Source organism: Dyadobacter flavalbus (assembly GCF_006149045.1).
In the GTDB taxonomy this organism is placed as follows: Bacteria; Bacteroidota; Bacteroidia; order Cytophagales; family Spirosomataceae; genus Dyadobacter; species Dyadobacter flavalbus.
On the sequence record NZ_VBSN01000027.1, the window covers coordinates 1,015,217 to 1,033,642 of the forward strand.

Here is an 18,426-nt window from a genome sequence, read left to right on the forward strand (position 1 = left end):
ATAAAAAAAACCGCCCTGTAAAGGCGGTTTTTTTATTTATACCATAAGAGATCAGAAAAACCGGTTGATCAGATTTTCAAGATATTCCTGCTTTCCGGAAATAGTTGCCGGTTCGCCTTTTGTAGCGGCAAGTTCGAAAAGATCTTCCAGACGAAGTGCTCCGCTTTCATATTCTGCACCTTTTCCGCTGTCGAAACTTGCATAACGCTCCGTACGGATTTTGTCGTATTCGCCGTTCTGGATGATCTTGTCAGCAATGACCAAAGCTCTTGCAACTGTGTCCATCCCGCCGATGTGCGCGTAGAATACATCTTCCACGTCCGTTGAGTTACGGCGGCGTTTGGCATCAAAGTTGATTCCGCCGCCTTTCAGGCCGCCTGCTTTCTGGATAACAAGAAATGCTTTGGTCCATTCAGCAATATCCGTCGGGAACTGGTCTGTATCCCATCCGTTCTGATAGTCGCCGCGGTTTGCATCAATAGATCCGAGAATGCCGGCATCAGCCGCAACCTGCAATTCATGCTCGAATGTGTGACCAGCCAAAGTAGCATGGTTAACTTCAAGGTTCAGTGCAAAATCATCCAGCAGATTGTGCTGGCGAAGGAAGCCGATGCAAGTTGCAGAATCATAATCATACTGGTGTTTTGTAGGCTCGCAAGGCTTTGGTTCCAGGAAGAATTTACCTTTGAAACCTTTGCCGCGTGCATATTCAACAGCCATTTTCAGAATTTGTGCAAAATGTTCCTGCTCGCGTTTCATGTCCGTATTAAGCAGTGTCATGTAGCCTTCGCGTCCGCCCCAGAATACATAATTTTCACCGCCAAGCGCGATTGTGGCATCCAGCGCCGTTTTGATCTGGGCACCGGCATGGGCAACCACGTCAAAGTCAGGATTCGTTGAAGCGCCGTTCATATAACGGTGGTGACTAAAAAGATTCGCCGTTCCCCAAAGCAGCTTTACGCCTGAATCCTGCTGTTTTTTGGCAAGATATTCCGTCATGGTCTGAAGGCGTTTTTCATTGTCGCGTACGTCATCTGTATAATCAACAACGTCGATATCATGAAAGCAGTAATAAGGCGCGCCCAGCTTGGTAATCAGCTCGAATGCAGCATCCGCCTTGTCTTTTGCACGTTCGATGGCATCGCTTTTGTTATCCCATGGATAAAACAGGGTAGGCCCGCCAAATGGATCCAGCCCTGATCCGTTGAATGAATGCCAGTAAGCAATGGCAAAGCGAAGGTGATCTTTCATGCTTTTGCCTGCAATCATGCGGTTTTCATCATACCAGCGGTAAGCCAGCGGGTTGTCCGATTCAGGGCCTTCGTATGCAATTTTCCCGATTCCTTTGAAATACTCCTGTTCTCCGAGTAAGATGCTCATTGTTTTCTGATTATTGTTTTATAAATGTTCTTAAGATATTCGCGTGAAAGGCATGACAATACCTGATCGTTCTGAAAGCAATCTTTTATTATTAAGTGTAGAATTGACATTTCATACTGCAATACTATTGTTTTTTTTTGAAAATATTGCAGTATAAATAAAAAGAGGAGCAGAAATGATTTCTGCTCCTCTTTTCAGGAAAATATTATGGTCTTAGAAGAATTTGGCGCGACGGTCTTCAATTTTCGCGTTTTCACGGATTGCCTCGTTTACAAGGTAAGACATCCGGCTTTCAAGCGACTGTGTCAACTGCGTTTTGTACTGCGTGTAATCCGCAATTTTCGGAGCTTCTGTTTTGCTCACCAGTTCCATGATAAACACGCCGTTTTCACCCGTAAATACGCCGGTTTTCTGGCCGGGTTTCAGGCTGAATGCTTTTCCGAGTGCAATCGGATCAAATCCTGCGCTGGTCAGGAAGCCGGTTGCCAGTGTTATATCCGTTGCCGATTCCACCAACGCGCCTGCACCGTATTTCTTGGCAATCGTCGGAAGGTCACCCGTTGCACCTTTCAGCTTGGCGGTAATCTGTTCCGCTTTGATCTGATTACGAACTTTCGTTGTAAGCTCGTCACGGAAGTCGTCCACTTTAACGTCTTTCTGATCCGATTTGCCCGTAAGAACGGCAACAATGTACTGTTCTTCTGTTTCAAAAACCTGCGATACCGAATTGATTTTGGAATCATCCTTGAACGCCCATCTTACGATTTCACGTCCGTTCTGGATTGCATTGATGTTTGTTGCTGATTCCGGAATGCGGTTGGCAGTGGCTACTACCAGCGATTTGTTCTTTTTGACAGCTTCGTCAAATTGTTCTTTCGTTTTTACAGAATTTGCAAACTCATCCGCTTTTCTGTAAGCTTCGTCACGCGTTGCCTGGCTCGGTGCGATTGTTTTACCGATGGCAGCAATGCGGTAAAGCGTATTTGATTTCGGCGCTGTTACTTTGATGATATGGAAGCCAAACTGGCTTTCAACTAGTCTCGGGATTAAGCCCGGAGCCGATGCCGAGAAAACCGCTTCTTCAAAAGGCTTGACCATGGCTCCGTTATTCTGAAAATAACCAAGGTCACCGCCACGCTGTGCCGAACCCGGATCTGCGCTGGAAGTTGCAGCCAGTGCTTCAAAGTTTGCGCCTGCACGGATTTGGGCAAGAACGCCTTCTGCTTTGGTACGTGCCGCAGCTTTTGCAGAATCAGACTGGTTTTCTGCACGGATCAGGATGTGGCTTGCTCTTGCAGAATAAGCTGTATCCACTTTGGTACCGCCGTATTTATAGATGTAATATGTGTTTCCTTCCCGGTACGGACCATAAACGCCGCCCGGAACAAACGTCTTAACTGCTTCTTTCAATTGATCCGACATCGTAGCATACGACATATTGATCGGCAAAGGAATATCAGAGTTCATGCTGGCAAATGCCGAGTCGTTCGGAGCCGTTGCAAGCCCTCTGGCAAGTTCCTTGATTTCATTGTAAAGCGCAGCGCTGTCATCTTTGGCAGGCTGAACCGGGAAAGTTACATATTCAATAGAACGGGTATCGGTTCCTTTGTATTCCTTGCGGTGCGCACTCAGGTATTCTTCCAATTGTGAATCCGTAACTTTGATCGTTGTGTCTACAACCGAGAAATAAGGAACATAAAGGTAACGCAGGTTGGCTTTGGTACTTTGCGCGATATATTCCTTTTCGGCCTGTGCTTTCGGGGTGTAAGTAGAAAGTTTCAGAAGGTTTTCATATTTGGTGCGTGTACGTTCTTCGCGAAGGCTTTTCTCAAAATTCTCCCATGATCTTTGTTGGTCAATCGGAAGCGTTTTAAGGTTTTTCAGATAATTGACAACTGCATTTTTGTCAAATTTCCCCGTTGTAGGATCAGAAAATGCCTGAAGAATGGAAGGGCTGATGTGATTTCCCTGAACCATGTCAACAAGTTCGTCATCCGTAACGGTCAGTCCGAGATCGTCAAATTCTTTTTTATAGGCAATATCCACAACGTACTGGTTCCACGCCTGATCTCTGAGAGAAGCAAGTTCATTTTCGCTCAGGCTGCGGCCGGATTGTGCTTCATAATTCTGGCGGAAACCGTCCACCCGGCTCTGAAAATCCTTGATATTGATTTCCTTGCCTGCAATTTCTCCAACCGTCTGACTGTTACCTCCTCCGAGTATGGAAGAATTAGGGCCAAGCAGGTCGCCTCCAACCATAAAAAGAATTAAACTGATAGCGATTACCGTCACGGCAATCCCGGATTTTTCTCTGATTTTGTTAATTAAAGCCATTTTCTCGATTCAAATTTGTGCGCAAAATAAAATCTTTTCTTCATGGAATGCAAGGACTTACAAGCCATTTTCAAATAATTGGATGCTTAAAGCATTATTCCATGTGTTTCAGGTTGAAAGCGTACAAAATCAGCATAAACATACTGAGCAAAACGCCTGCTATGGAGTTGATCGTGCCGAGCCAGCCGCCAATGATCAGCATGGGTGCAAGAAATGCAATGGCAATTCCGGCCAGATACAGATAAAAGCCTTTTTTCTGCAGGTTCCACATCAGATAAGCGGCATACAGCGAGATGGATTCAAAAATGAGCATAATGATTGCACCCGTCTTGATGGTTTCCGGGGTAGTCTGTTCGATAATGGATTCAAACATGCTTTCCATTGTCCTGGCATCTGCACTTCCGGCTTGCTGATCCAGTTTTTCCCTTACCGTTTCAAACCGTTCACGCGTTTCGTCCGCCATAATGCCCGGGTTCCATAGTCTTTCAGACTGAGTCCACAGCCCGAATACAGAACTTATAAAGGTAAGGTAACATAAAAAGGTAAGGAAAGGGGGACGATCGATAGTTTCGTTCATTATTAATAAAATAATTCAGCAGGTTTTTCCGATGAAGAGTGTAAAAATTGTCGTTTTCAGTGAAAACACCAAAGGCATTTGAATATTCTTGTCCGGGAACATACATTTGTCAATTGGAGTCCCACAATTATTTCAACAACGTAAAAACGTTACTTATGAGTTTGCAAATTCTTACCGACCGCGTTAAAAATATGCTTGGAACCGACAGCGGGCTGGATGCTACCGTAAAGTTCAAAACCGAAGAAGGTACCTTGTTTATTGACGGTAAATCGGTTCCCAACGCTGTGTCTGATCAGGATCTTGAAGCGGACTGTACTTTTGATATTTCAACCAAAAATGCGCTGAAACTCATGGACGGCGAGCTGAACGCCATGATGGCTTACATGACCGGAAAGCTGAAAATTCACGGCGATATGAGTGTAGCCATGAGAATAGCTGAAAAATTCGGGAACCGTTAATCGCCGGAATCGAAGGTTTTTCTCTTTAAATAAAACCTGATCATTTGCTGCCCGGCCTGTTACGGCAGCGGGCAGTAATAGTTATTAGAGTTCCAGTTCTCGCAGGTACATCTGGATCGTATTTTCCAGTCCGAGATAAAGCGCATCCGAAATCAGTGCATGGCCGATGGAAACTTCGTCAAGCCAGGGAATGCTCTGTTTCAGAAAACGCAGATTGTCCAGACTGAGATCATGGCCGGCATTAAGGCCAAGTCCGACTTCCCTTGCTTTTTCCGCGGCTATGATAAAAGGAAGAACTGCTTTACGGCGGTTTTCAAAATAGTGCGCAGCGTAAGGTTCCGTATAAAGTTCAACACGGTCTGCACCGCATAGCTTGGCACCTTCCACCATTTTCGGGTCCGGATCCACAAAAACAGAGACACGGATGCCGGCTGCCTTGAATGTCTGGATAAGCATGCTGAGTTCCGTCCGGTTGGTAACCGTATCCCAGCCGGCATTGGATGTAATGGCGTGAAGTGCGTCCGGCACAAGCGTCACCTGCTCCGGCTTGTTGGCAAGCACCAGTTCCACAAACTTTTTTTCGGAAGGGTTTCCTTCGATATTGAATTCCGTTGTAACGACTTCTTTCAGGTCGTAAACGTCCTGATACCGAATATGCCGTTCATCGGGACGCGGGTGCACCGTAATTCCCTGTGCCCCGAAACGTTCACAATCCAGCGCTACTTTCAAAACATTGGGATTGTCTCCGCCGCGCGAGTTCCGGAGTGTTGCTATTTTATTGATGTTAACGCTAAGCCGGGTCATGGAGTGAATGGGAATAGGGTGAATAAAAAATGACTTGATGACCTGATGACTGCAATTTGTAACGATTGCTGTAACTTTGCAGACTCATGGACAAATTTAGCATTCACACATTCACAATTAACAATTCATTCATTTAATTACATACCATGTCACTTAAAAGTCAGGTTGAATCAGGCATTAAAGATGCCATGCGGGCCAAAGATCAGGATACTTTACGTGCGTTACGCGCCATAAAGTCGCTTATATTACTGGAAGAAACAAAAGGAGGCGGAAGCGGCGAACTCACTGCGGATGATGAACTTAAACTGTTGACCAAAGCAGCCAAGCAGCGCCGCGAATCTGCCGATATTTACAAAGCCCAGAACCGTGCGGACCTGCTGGAAAAAGAAGAAGCAGAACTGGCCATCATCGAGCAGTTCCTTCCAAAGCAATTGACAGAAGATGAAATCAAGGCCAAATTGCAGGAAATAATCACGCGCGTAGGCGCTTCTGGCCCTGCCGATATGGGGAAAGTAATGGGCGCTGCTACAAAAGAACTGGCCGGACAAGCCGACGGTCGCGTAGTATCCACTTTGGTGAAGGGATTGCTGGCATGAAGTTACTGGATGTGCTCATCCTCGTTCCGCTGCTATGGGGCGCATTGCATGGTTACCGCAAAGGACTTCTGATTGAAATAATCGGTATTGCAGGTCTGGTGGTAGCCATGATCCTTGGCTTTAAATTTCTGGGGCTGGGCATGGAAATCCTGACGCCGCATGTCAGTGCAGGCGTAGCCCGGCGAATTCTTCCTTATGTCGGGTTTTCAGCCATCTTTTTTCCTACTGTTTTTCTTTTAAATCAATTCGGTTACAAGATTCGGAGGTCATTGCGGTATTCCATTCTAGGCACTTTCGACAGCTTTGCCGGAGCCATGGTTGGCGTTTTTACCTGGGTTTTCGGCATCAGCGTATTTTTCTGGCTGGTCAATACAATCGGCGTCAAAATTCCGGCACACCGCACCGAAGACACCTGGCTTTATCCGCTCGTTGTGCCCATTGCCCCTTCGGTTATTACGAAAGCATTGTCCATTATGCCGGAAGGTACGGACCTGATCCGCGAATGGAAACGGGATTATCTTGATGATGAAAACGCTTCTTTGCTGAACCGAATAACGTATTGATAATGAAAGGAAGCTGAACTGATTGAACTTTCAAAACAGCAGAACAGTTACGTTTTCATGACCGGGTTTAAATACCTTTACACTTGAGAAAATCGGATACAGCCGATTTGATATACAGAAAAATAATGACCGAATTACAGAACAAACAGGATATAAGGAAACTGACCATTGAACAGATCAAAACCTGGATGGCTGCGCATGGCGAAAAGGCTTTTCGTGCCAAACAGATTTATGAATGGATATGGAAAAAATCCGCTCATTCTTTTGATGAAATGACCAATCTTTCGCTTGCTACGCGCCAGCTGATGAACGATCATTTCGTGATCCATTCTCTTGAAATTGCCAAGCAGCAGCAAAGCAACGACGGAACCATCAAATCGGCATTCCGCCTTTTTGACGGCAATCTGGTGGAAGGTGTGCTGATTCCTGCCGCCGACCGCATGACAGCCTGCGTAAGCAGTCAGGTCGGATGCTCGCTGACTTGCAAATTCTGCGCGACCGGCTATATGGACCGAAAACGCAATCTGGAAGCAAGCGAGATTTATGATCAGGTTGTAACCATTGCACGTCAGGCAGAAGGCAGTTTCAAAACGCCATTGACCAACATTGTATACATGGGAATGGGCGAACCCTTGCTGAATTATGCCAACGTTTTGCAGTCCATCGAGCACATTACTTCTCCGGAAGGCCTGAACATGTCGCCAAAACGCATTACGGTTTCAACGGCGGGTATTGCAAAAATGATTAAAAAACTGGGCGATGATCAGGTTCGTTTCCGCCTTGCTTTGTCGCTGCATGCAGCCAATGATGAAAAGCGGAACCAGATCATGCCGATCAATGAATCCAACTCGCTGGATAACCTTGCCGAAGCACTGAATTACTTTTATGCAAAAACCAGCAACCGCATTACTTTTGAATACATTGTTTTTAACAACTTTAATGATACTTTGCAGGACGCAAAAGAGCTTTGGGATTTTACCCGCCGCGTTCCGGCCAGAGTAAATATTATTGAATACAACCCGATTGCAGAAGCGGATTTTAAAAATACCGAAGCAGACCGGCTCGACAAATTTGCTGCATTTCTGGAAGACAGAGGCGTTTCTGTACATGTGAGAAGGAGTAGAGGAAAGGATATTGATGCTGCCTGCGGACAGCTGGCAAACAAGGAAGTGGCATAATCCGCGCTGAAAATTATCCAGATTTAACAATTTAATAATATTGCATCTGATTAGAATAACTAGTTTTGTGCCCAAAATCAGTTTTCGCAAGCGTGTAAAAACCTTAATTCACATTGCAATCATTAGCTGAAAGTTCTTTTAAATAACTTATATTCTGCCTTTATGTTTGGTCTTGAAACCGACATTTTTCTCCTCCTTGCTTTTAGTATTCTGGCGGCTTGTGCATTTGAATTTGTAAATGGTTTTCACGATACTGCCAACGCGGTGGCTACTGTGATTTATACCAATTCCCTGAAACCCAACATTGCCGTTATCTGGTCAGGATTTATGAATTTCCTGGGTGTTTTTTTCGGGGGAATTGCGGTTGCGATGGGTATCGTAAACCTGCTTCCCGTCGAGCTGCTCATTGACCAGAATGTATATCACAGTGCCGCCATGGTGTTTGCATTGTTGCTGAGCGCCATTATCTGGAACCTTGGGACGTGGTATTTCGGACTTCCGAGTTCCAGTTCGCATACGCTCATTGGTTCCATTCTGGGTGTCGGGCTGGCATTTACCTTCATGCCGGAAAACTCTTACGGAGCAGGCGTAAACTGGTCAAAGGCAAAAGAACTGTTTATGTCGCTGCTCACTTCACCGATATTCGGGTTTGCGCTTGCCATTATCATTATGTTCATTATCCGGCGTACACTTTCCAAGCCGTTGCGCGAAGTGGTGTTCAGCGAGCCCAAAAAAAATCAGCCGCCGCCCATCTGGATCCGTGCCATTCTGATTACAACCTGTACGCTGGTGAGTTTCTTTCACGGCTCCAACGACGGGCAAAAAGGCGTTGGGCTTGTCATGCTTATTCTGATCAGCATCGTGCCGGCTCATTTTGCCATGGACAGCAGCAAAAATCCGGTGGAAATGAAAAGTGAACTGATACAGATCGGGCAAATTGTAAACCGTATTGATTCTACCAGACTTTCTATTTCGGACCGCGGCCATTTACAGACCATAAAAGATGAAATTGTCGGCCTGACTGCTCAGATCAGCAAGCCATTAGTTGATAACCAGCTTCCTCTGGAACAGCGTATGAACGCCCGCCGTTCTCTGTTGCTGATCAGCCGGAACATGAAAACAATCCTGGACAACGGACACGCCAATCTGGGCGCAAGCGACGAAGCATTTCTGAAAAATCAGTCTGCCGGTGAAAGTGGGATCAGACGCTATACGGATTATGCGCCGGACTGGGTAATCCTGATGATTTCTCTTTCGCTCGGCCTCGGAACAATGGTCGGCTGGAAAAGAATCGTGGTTACAATCGGTGAAAAAATCGGGAAGCAGCATCTTACATACGCACAGGGCGCCTCGGCTGAACTTGTTGCGGCAAGCACCATCGGCGTTTCATCTTATATGGGACTTCCTGTAAGTACAACCCACGTGCTTTCTTCCGGAATTGCCGGCTCCATGGTGGCCAGTAAAGGGGTCAAAAACCTGCAGGGCGGAACGATCCGGAACATCGTGATCGCATGGATTCTCACACTTCCCGTTACAATGGTTTTATCCGGCACCTTGTATGTGTTCTTCCGCTGGATATTGTAAAAAAATCTGAATCAAAATATTCTTAAAAACGGCTAAATGCCAGAAAGTGTGGTACCGTATGGAAAGGTGCCGCACTTTCTTTGCTTTTCATTGGTTTAATATTGTAAATTGAGCGTGGATTTTTAAGAATAACTAAAAGCCAATAATTCATTATAATGACAACCATTGAAGAGCAGGTAAACCGTTACGGCTACGTGACCGAAGCAGTTGCAGAGGATATTGATTTGATTGCCGAAATAAACCGTTTGAAAAAAGAGAAAAATGCAGTCATTCTGGCGCATTATTATGTTGATGCTGAAATTCAGGATATAGCCGATTACATTGGTGACAGTCTGGGCCTTTCGCAGCAGGCTGCAGCTACTGAAGCGGATATGATCGTTTTTTGCGGCGTTCATTTTATGGGCGAAACAGCAAAGGTTTTAAGCCCGAATAAAAAAGTAGTCATTCCGGATCTGAATGCCGGCTGTTCACTGGCCGATTCGGCACCGGCAGACAAGTTTGCGGCTTTCAAGGCGCAGTATCCGGATCATCTTGTAATCAGTTACATCAATTGCTCTGCTGAAATAAAAGCATTGACAGACATTGTCTGTACTTCTTCCAATGCGTTGCAGATTGTAGACAGTCTTCCGAAAGATCAGAAAATCATTTTTGCGCCGGATGCAAACCTGGGCCGGTACGTTGCGCATAAAACAGGCCGCGATATGGTTTTGTGGGACGGCGCCTGCATTGTACATATTGATATTTCAAGAGAAAAACTTCAGAAGCTCAGAGAAGAAAACCCGGATGCACTGCTCATCGCACATCCCGAATGCAAGGAAGATATTCTGTTACAGGCCGATTTTGTAAGTTCCACAACCGGGCTTCTGAAATTTGTCAAAGAATCGCAGCATGATAAATTCATTGTGGCAACGGAAGCAGGCATTCTGCATAAAATGAAACAATCGGTTCCAGATAAAAAGCTGATTCCTGCACCCGGATCTGACAATAATACCTGCGCGTGCTCCGAATGCCCTTATATGAAAATGAACACGCTTGAAAAAGTGTATAATGCGCTTTATTACGAGCAGCCCGAAATTTTTGTTCCGGAAAATATCAGGCTTAAAGCTTATGAATCTGTTGCACGCATGCTGGAACTGAGCAAAGGCATCTAGATTTGTAAACAACCCCTAATTGATTTAATTTATGCCCCAATTTGATTTTCTGATTATCGGTTCGGGAATTGCCGGACTAAGTTATGCTGCCAAACTTGCGCGCTATTTTGACGGTCTGAAGCAGGAAGTTTCCATTGCTGTCATTACAAAAGTGCAGGCGGACGAAACCAACACCAAATATGCGCAAGGCGGAATCGCCGTGGTTTGGGCGGAATCGGATTCTTTTGAAAAGCATATTCAGGACACAATGGATGCGGGGGATGAAGTAAATAAACGAAACATTGTTGAAATTGTAGTCCGTGAAGCACCGCAAAGAATTCAGGAGCTGATTGATTACGGCACCCGGTTCGACAAGGAAATCGGAGGTGAATACGATCTGGCCAAAGAAGGCGGGCATTCCGACCATCGTATTTTGCATTTCAAGGATATAACCGGCGCTGAAATCGAGCGGGCGCTGCTGGAAGAAGTAAACCGCCATAAAAGCATTCAGATTTTTACGCATTATTATGCAGTTGAACTGATTACGCAGCATCATTTGGGCGAGACCGTATACCGTTACCGTGAAGATATTCAGTGCTTTGGCGCATACGTTCTGAACCGGGAAACGGGTCAGGTTGAGAAATTTCTGGCAAAAACAACTTTGCTGGCAACCGGCGGCATCGGGAATATTTACCAGAGTACAACCAACCCGACGATTGCAACCGGCGACGGCATTGCCATGGCTTACCGCGCAAAGGGCATTTGCGATAACATGGAATTTATCCAGTTTCATCCGACCAGTTTTTACCAGCCCGGGCAAAAGCCTTCCTTTCTGATTTCAGAAGCCGTACGCGGCTTTGGAGGTATCCTGAAAAGAGCGGATGGCAGTACTTTCATGGAGAATTATGACAGCCGGCTTTCTTTGGCGCCGAGAGATATCGTAGCCCGCGCCATCGACTCGGAAATGAAGAAAAACGGCGTGGATCATGTTTATCTTGACGTGCGCCATTGCGATTACGACAAGTTTCTTGAACATTTTCCAAACATTACCGAATACTGCCTGCACGCCGGAATCGACATCAGAAGAGATATGATTCCGGTGGTGCCCGCACAGCATTATCTATGCGGCGGCGTGAAGGTAAATGAATGGGGAAAAACAAACATTAACTTTCTGTATGCAGTCGGGGAATGTTCCTGTACGGGGCTGCACGGCTCAAACCGGCTGGCGTCCAATTCCTTGCTGGAAGCCGTTGTTTTCGGACACAGAGCTTATGAAGACACTATCTTAAGCTATAAAAATGCCAGCATTCCGTCAAATATCCCGGAATGGGACGATTCCGGTACAACGCATCCCGAAGAACAGGTTCTGGTTACTGAAATGACGCGTGAACTGAACAGCATTATGTCCAATTACGTGGGCATTGTACGTACAGACCGTCGTATGAAACGCGCTTACAGCCGGCTGGAACTGTTGCATCAGGAACATGAACAATTGTACAGAGAGTCCAAGGTTTCAGTTGCAATCTGTGAGCTCCGCAATATGATTTCGGTTTCTTACCTGATTATCAAAATGGCCATGGCACGAAGAGAAAATATCGGTTTGCATTACAATCTGGACAATGCCTGATTTTTTGCAAGAACGTTACGGCTTTTGCGCGTAATGGCTCTTCTAAGGACGTTGCTGCCTACCTTCTGACCAAGATGCGTTCCTTCCTCAACGCCGTCTCGGTAATGGATTCCGCCATAAACACGGCTTATGGAAGCGTCCCAATATGCATCTTCAAATGATTTGAAAGACTTGACGCCGTGCCCGTATTTCTTTTCAGTCGTGTCGGTAAAAGCAACATTATCTCCGATGAGCTGCGTAAGCACTGTTCCGCAGGCAGCTGAAATGGAGCTGTGCCCGCTTACATATTCAGGAAAAGCCGGTGTTTCCAGAAATGGCCTCCAGTTCGGGTCCCAGTTGTTATTGATAACCGTTTCCGGCCGGATCCTCACCGTTCTGTATTTTTCGTCCCAGCAGGCTACAAAAGCGTCAAATATGGCCAGTGCGCTTAATGTATAGGCTTCTGTCGCTTGTATAAGGTTCAGTTTTTTATCAATTGAAACCGTTTTTACAATGGCAAGCCAGTGACCGGCCGGCGTCATCTTTTTATTGGCAAACATGGCATGGCCTACGACATTGGTTACAAATGCATTGTCATCCCAGAAGTAAGCCGTTGCTTTCTGTTCTTCAGTCAGCGTTTTCCCCATGTTGTAAACTTCCATGGCGAGCCCCATGAACTTACTGTTTTTGTCCAGGTCATATTTGGCAGGCGGCGGGCACAAAAACTGTGTTACGGAATCCAGTGCAAATGTCCGGACGGTATTCCACATCGGTTCGCAGGCATCGGCGTATGTGGGCGGAGTCGGTACCCATGTTCCGGGCTTGTTGGTTACCGTATAGCGATAACCGCGTATTTCTTTGTAATGGTCTTTTGCCGCATGCGCCAGCACATGTTTTGCCACCGTATCACCGTAAGCCATTGAACGTTCATATACGTCGTCGGGAATACCCATTTTCCGGTACTTTTCAAACAGGTCTTTTTCGTAGTTATCCCACATGTCACCGGAGAAAGTAAGCGTTCTTCCAACCTGTGTAAAAGCCTTTATACTGGCAAGCGGAAAGCAGTAAGCAACTCCGGAATCCGGTTTGGGCGGTGTGTTGAACTTTACAAGTTGATTTCCAAGTGACTGGTATTCAGGGTAACCGGGAGCCAGCGCTTCGTATGCAGCCAGAAAAGAATAGCTGTAAATCCGGCTTGCAACCGGCGGTTTGAAAATATCATGGATAATCACATCGGTAAGATGCGTGGTTGTTTCATGAAATAATCCCGGATCAGCGGCTTTTGCATTGTACTCCTCGGGAGTAACATTTTTTTTGCAAGCGTACAGTGAACCGATGAAGATCAAAAAAAGTAAGCGGAATTTCATTCGTGTATGCAAAGGTGTTGGAAGTAATCAAAAAACATCGCGAATATAAGCACAAATTTACAACTGACTTCATTGATTTTTCAACAGGGCAATTGTACAGATCTGCTTTTGTCAATTATATACCGATTTATTCCATAAGTAAACTTATGGCTACAAAAATCAGAATTGTCCTTTTATTTATAAAATTATTGTTATTTTTTTAGAATGCATATTCCAAAAACAGGAATGCTTTTATTTGTTAAAATTTTAATATCTTTTTGCATAATTAACCGGGTAAATTTTAAAACTTGGTACTTATCCATCAAGTTCCTGTAATTAGTAAATACGGGTAATTTTTTGCCTGGTTAAAACTTTGTTGTTTAAGTAATGGATGCCTGAATTATTTTAATAACCCACTTAACTTTAACATATGTAAAAATTCTCCTTTTCAAAAACTTCATTCTTAATATGCCGGACAGGCCTTCGCTTGGGTCCGATGAGCGTTTATGTGCACTCCGGTGTACCAAATGACGCAATCCAGATTTTACAAATTTTTATCTCAACCTAACAATTTATTTATGAGATTTTCTACTGAACGGGTATTCCGTAATCTGATGCGGAGTATTTTTTCTCTTTCCATGGTCATGGCTTCTCTGGCAGGTGTATATGCTCAGAACGTCATCAAAGGGAAGGTTCAAGATGATACGGGCGTGGCACTGCCCGGTGTAAGTGTGGTCGTAAAAGGAACCACGGCTGGTACCGTTACGGATAATGATGGGCTTTATTCCATTGCCGCTGAAAAGAACGGAACACTGGTTTTTTCTTTTATCGGTTATTTAACAAAGGAGATAAGCATTGGAAATCAGTCCAATCTGGATGTTACGCTGATTTCCGATACCAAAGCTTTGACTGAAGTAGTGGTTGTGGGTTACGGTACAGCCAAGAAAGCAACGCTTACCGGCTCGGTTACAGCTGTGAAAGGAGCGGAGCTTCAGAAAGCGCCTGCCGCCAACCTTTCCAACACGCTGGGCGGCCGTCTTCCGGGCGTTTCTGCCGTACAGTCCAGCGGTGAGCCGGGTTATGACGGATCGGCGATCCGCATCCGGGGAACCAACTCGCTGGGTAACAGCAATGCACTGATCGTTGTGGATGGTGTTCCCAACCGGAGCGGCGGTCTGGACCGGATCAATCCGGCCGACATTGAAAGTATTTCCGTTCTGAAAGATGCTGCGGCTGCAATTTACGGTTCGCGTGCAGGAAACGGGGTCATCCTGATCACCACCAAGCGTGGAAAATCAGGCAAGCCGCAATTGGCCTATGATTTTAATATGGGTATGTCAAGGCCAACACGTACGCCTGAAATGTCTAACGCTTCGGAATATGCAACGATCCGTAACGAATTGCAGATTTATGATAACCTCCCTGTCGGACAATGGGGTAATGCTTTGCAGGGTTTCAATACGACCGGATCTTATACAAGAACAGACAATGGAAATGTACTGACAGCTACTTTCAGTCCTGAAGACATGCAGAAATTCCGTGACGGGTCTGATCCTTTGCTGCACCCGAACACAGACTGGTACAAATCGGTAATCCGTAACTGGGCTCCGCAGCAACGTCATAACGTGCAATTGACAGGAGGAAGCGAAAACATCAAATACCTTGCTTCATTGGGTTATATCAATCAGGACGGATATTACGTGAACTCGGCAACAGGTTACAAGCAATATGACATGCGTATCAATCTGGATACCAAAATCAACAAATATGTAAGCGCAAACCTTGGTGTTGCACTGCGCGAAGAGTTCAGGCATTTCCCGAACGGCGGTGGCGCGGGTGATATCTTTCGTATGCTGATGCGCGGTAAACCGACTGAAATCGCCATCTGGCCGGACGGACGTCCGGGTCCGGATATCGAAAACGGTCAGAACCCGGCTGTAATTACGACCAATACAACCGGTTATAACAATGACAAAAGAGATTTCATCCAGACAAACGGATCCCTAGATATTCTTATTCCGGGCGTAAACGGACTGAAAGTAACTGCCATGGCTGCTGTAGATAAGCAGATTCGCCGTCAGAAATCGTTCCAGAAACCATGGACATTGTATTACTGGGACAAAAAATCCTTTGAAGCAGATGGGACCAGCCCTTTGCTGACAGGTTCTGTACGTTCTACTTTCAATGACCCGCGTTTAACGGAAAGTTCGTTTCAGGAATTGTCCATACAGCTTACCGGCCAGGTTTCTTACGAGAAATCAATCGGATCGCACAATTTCAATGTAATGGCAGGTATCCAGCGTGAAAAAGTGGATGCAGACGGTTTCTTTGCTTACCGACGCTATTTCCTTTCACCGGTTGTTGATCAGTTATTTGCCGGTGGAACGCCTGAGCAGAACATCGGAAACTACGATTTGTTCAAACGTGCGCGTTTGAGCTATTTCGGCCGTGCGGGTTACAACTTCAAAGAAAAATACCTGGCTGAATTCCTCTGGCGTGCTGATGGCTCCTATGTATTTCCAAAAGATGGCCGTTTCGGTTTCTTCCCGGGTATTTCTGCCGGATGGAGAATTTCGGAAGAAGAGTTCTGGAAAAACAATGTCCGTTTCGTAAACAACGTTAAGCTGCGCGGATCGTGGGGACAAATGGGAGCAGAGCCTTATTTCCTTGGAACCGAAACACTTGCTGAATACCAGTATCTTTCCACAATGGGATTTGGCCAGTACGTGATCAACGATCAGGTTGCCAAGACGCTTCTTGAATCGCGAGTTGCAAACAACAGCTTTACATGGGAAGTAGCAAACAACAGCAACTTCGGTATCGAGGGTACATTGTTCCGCGATAAAGTAGCCTTTGAATTTGATTACTTTGTGAACAATCGTTCCAATATCCTGATCCCGAAAGCCGGTTCTACGCCTTCATCTGCGGGTATCGACGGCAAGCTTCCTCCCCAAAACCTTGGAAAACTGCAGAACAAAGGATGGGAGTTTAAAGTTAGCTACGACGGAAGCATCAACGATTTTACATATTCCGTAAGTGTAAACGGAGGTTATGCCAAAAACCAGATCAAATACTGGGATGAAACACCGGGCGCACCATCGTATCAAAGATCAACAGGCATGCCTTACGGATCGTTTCTGGTGTATCAATTCGACGGTGTTTTCAAAGATCAGGCTGAAATCGATGCCAATACAATTGACTATACGCCAATTACCGGAACACTTCGCCCGGGCGACATGAAATTCCAGGATGTTAATAATGACAACAAGATCAATGCAGACGACCGTATCCGCAGCGAAAAAGTACAGCGTCCATGGTTTACAGGCGGTGCTTCCATCAATCTGGGTTACAAAGCATTTGACTTGTCTGTGTTATTCCAGGGAGCAACCGGCGGTCTTCAGCTGGTGGGTCTGACAGAATCCGGCGATATCGGTAACTATCTGAAATACGACTACGATCACCGCTGGACCATCGATAATCCTACAAACGATTATCCGCGCCTTACTAACCGGAACAATGCTTATTATACCAATACCGGTAATGCTGGTTTCAATAATTACTTTCTGAAAAGCAACAATTACCTGCGTCTTAAAAACATTGAGCTGGGTTACAATCTGCCTTCTGAAATCGGTTCCAAACTGGGATTGAGCAGGTTCCGGGTTTATGTAAACGGACTTAACCTTTTCACTATCGACAAGATCAAAATCTGGGATCCGGAAGCGACTACAACAAGTGGTCAATACTATCCTCAGTCAAAAATCGTTAACGCTGGTGTTCGTGTATCATTCTAAGATAAAAATCATGAAATTGAATTTTAAAAATATAATTGTCATTGCTGCACTGCTTACCGGAGGCTTATCTTCCTGCGACACGGATTTTCTGGACGTAACGCCTCCGAGCGAGATTGCAAGCGAGCAGGTCTGGACGGACGGCGCACTTTCAGAGGCATTTGTTACCGGCATTTACTCCGGTCTTCAGCAGGGTGGTTTCAGCGAGCAGATGCTGGCCTCGCTCTCGGACGAAGCCGTCTTCACGCATACGGGCCGCAACATCAACACGGTCAACGAAGGAAGTCTGAGCCCTTCCAACCTGGGCTGGGTGGACGATACCTACGGATGGAGCCCGATGTACCAGCGCATACGTGCGACCAACATCGCGATCCAGAACCTGAAAACGGCCACTTTCACCGATGAGACGCTGAAAAGCAGGCTGATGGGCGAAGCTTATTTCCTTCGTGCCTACTATTATCACCAGCTGGTGCGCTACTACGGTTCTGTTCCGCTGATCACCAAGGTATACGATTTGAACGAGGACTATGCCGTGGCCCGCAACACCTTTGAGGAATGCGTCAGCTTCATTGTGACCAATGCCGACAGTGCGGCCATGCTGCTGGAAGGCAAGACGCTGGTCAAAGGCCGTGCTACGAAAGAAGCTGCGCTGGCGCTTAAATCCCGTATCCTTCTGTATGCGGCCAGTGATTTGCACGACATCCCGACCGCAAAGGCCAAGTCCAGCGTAATTGCTGCTTATGCCAAGCCTGAGTTCCTGGGGTATCTTTCCGGTGACCGCAAGGCACGCTGGAAAGCGGCACAGACCGCAGCCAAGACGGTGCTGGACCTGACGGCAAGCCGCGGCTACAAGCTCAACCTGACCGCGCCGGTAAGTGCTGCGGAAGGCAAGCTGAACTACATCTCGATCTCGATGGGCGGCGGAAGTGCAGACAAGACCCTGGATGCATCAGCGGGCAGCGAGATCATCTTCGGCCGCTACTTTACGCCGAGTTTAAGTGAAGGCGCTCGCCAGACCGGATTGAACAACGGTCCGAACGGCTACCACAACTGGGCAGGCAACACGCCGATCGGCCTTCTGG

14 protein-coding genes are annotated in these 18,426 nt (G+C 46.2%); 9 read left to right on the forward strand and 5 right to left on the reverse strand.

Annotation, left to right across the window (positions count from 1 at the left end; genetic code table 11):
- Nucleotides 1-51 precede the first annotated feature (51 nt).
- The 3 genes from xylA to FEM33_RS09455 form a co-directional block, all read right to left on the reverse strand.
- Nucleotides 52-1,380, reverse strand: a complete 1,329-nt coding sequence (gene xylA / locus FEM33_RS09445; RefSeq protein ID WP_139011769.1) for a xylose isomerase — start codon at nucleotides 1,378-1,380, stop codon at nucleotides 52-54.
- Between the two features lie 213 nt (nucleotides 1,381-1,593).
- Nucleotides 1,594-3,714 carry a peptidylprolyl isomerase gene (locus FEM33_RS09450; RefSeq protein WP_139011770.1) on the reverse strand — a complete coding sequence of 707 codons (2,121 nt, stop codon included), beginning with the start codon at nucleotides 3,712-3,714 and terminating at the stop codon, nucleotides 1,594-1,596.
- 94 nt (nucleotides 3,715-3,808) lie between these two features.
- Complete coding sequence (locus tag FEM33_RS09455) at nucleotides 3,809-4,291, reverse strand: hypothetical protein (RefSeq protein WP_229214165.1); 483 nt, start codon at nucleotides 4,289-4,291, stop codon at nucleotides 3,809-3,811.
- Nucleotides 4,292-4,446: 155 nt separating this feature from the next.
- Between FEM33_RS09455 and FEM33_RS09460 the strand changes: the two genes are divergently transcribed.
- Entirely contained in the window at nucleotides 4,447-4,749 is a 303-nt protein-coding gene (locus FEM33_RS09460) for an SCP2 sterol-binding domain-containing protein (RefSeq protein ID WP_139011771.1), read from the forward strand.
- An 84-nt stretch (nucleotides 4,750-4,833) separates the two neighbouring features.
- Here the strand turns inward: FEM33_RS09460 and FEM33_RS09465 are convergent, their stop codons facing one another.
- Nucleotides 4,834-5,553, reverse strand: coding sequence for a pyridoxine 5'-phosphate synthase (locus FEM33_RS09465; protein WP_139011772.1), 720 nt, complete (start codon nucleotides 5,551-5,553; stop codon nucleotides 4,834-4,836).
- 146 nt (nucleotides 5,554-5,699) lie between these two features.
- On the opposite strand from FEM33_RS09465, the gene FEM33_RS09470 reads away from it, so the two are divergent.
- From FEM33_RS09470 to nadB, 6 genes are all read left to right on the forward strand, one after another.
- Nucleotides 5,700-6,149 carry a GatB/YqeY domain-containing protein gene (locus FEM33_RS09470; RefSeq protein ID WP_139011773.1) on the forward strand — a complete coding sequence of 150 codons (450 nt, stop codon included), beginning with the start codon at nucleotides 5,700-5,702 and terminating at the stop codon, nucleotides 6,147-6,149.
- The gene (locus FEM33_RS09475) at nucleotides 6,146-6,712 is read left to right on the forward strand and encodes a CvpA family protein (RefSeq protein ID WP_139011774.1); all 567 of its coding nucleotides are present in this window, start codon (nucleotides 6,146-6,148) and stop codon (nucleotides 6,710-6,712) included. Before FEM33_RS09470 ends, FEM33_RS09475 begins: the two co-directional genes overlap by 4 nt.
- A 125-nt stretch (nucleotides 6,713-6,837) precedes the next feature.
- A complete protein-coding gene (rlmN, locus tag FEM33_RS09480; RefSeq protein WP_139011775.1) occupies nucleotides 6,838-7,890 on the forward strand; it encodes a dual-specificity RNA methyltransferase RlmN in 1,053 nt (350 codons plus the stop codon).
- A gap of 162 nt (nucleotides 7,891-8,052) precedes the next feature.
- Nucleotides 8,053-9,474: an inorganic phosphate transporter gene (locus FEM33_RS09485; protein WP_139011776.1), complete on the forward strand. Its 1,422-nt coding sequence runs from the start codon at nucleotides 8,053-8,055 to the stop codon at nucleotides 9,472-9,474.
- 155 nt (nucleotides 9,475-9,629) lie between these two features.
- Nucleotides 9,630-10,625, forward strand: coding sequence for a quinolinate synthase NadA (gene nadA, locus FEM33_RS09490; protein WP_139011777.1), 996 nt, complete (start codon nucleotides 9,630-9,632; stop codon nucleotides 10,623-10,625).
- Nucleotides 10,626-10,656: 31 nt separating this feature from the next.
- Nucleotides 10,657-12,231: an L-aspartate oxidase gene (gene nadB / locus FEM33_RS09495; protein WP_139011778.1), complete on the forward strand. Its 1,575-nt coding sequence runs from the start codon at nucleotides 10,657-10,659 to the stop codon at nucleotides 12,229-12,231.
- Here nadB and FEM33_RS09500 read toward each other — a convergent pair.
- Nucleotides 12,210-13,577 (reverse strand): vanadium-dependent haloperoxidase, encoded by a 1,368-nt coding sequence (locus FEM33_RS09500; RefSeq protein WP_139011779.1) that lies wholly within the window; start codon nucleotides 13,575-13,577, stop codon nucleotides 12,210-12,212. The two genes, nadB and FEM33_RS09500, sit on opposite strands and share 22 nt — an antisense overlap.
- A gap of 557 nt (nucleotides 13,578-14,134) precedes the next feature.
- On the opposite strand from FEM33_RS09500, the gene FEM33_RS09505 reads away from it, so the two are divergent.
- Nucleotides 14,135-17,347 carry a SusC/RagA family TonB-linked outer membrane protein gene (locus FEM33_RS09505; protein ID WP_139011780.1) on the forward strand — a complete coding sequence of 1,071 codons (3,213 nt, stop codon included), beginning with the start codon at nucleotides 14,135-14,137 and terminating at the stop codon, nucleotides 17,345-17,347.
- Nucleotides 17,334-18,426: RagB/SusD family nutrient uptake outer membrane protein (locus FEM33_RS09510; RefSeq protein WP_229214166.1), on the forward strand; the 1,093-nt coding region annotated here is incomplete at its 3' end. The genes FEM33_RS09505 and FEM33_RS09510, both read left to right, overlap by 14 nt.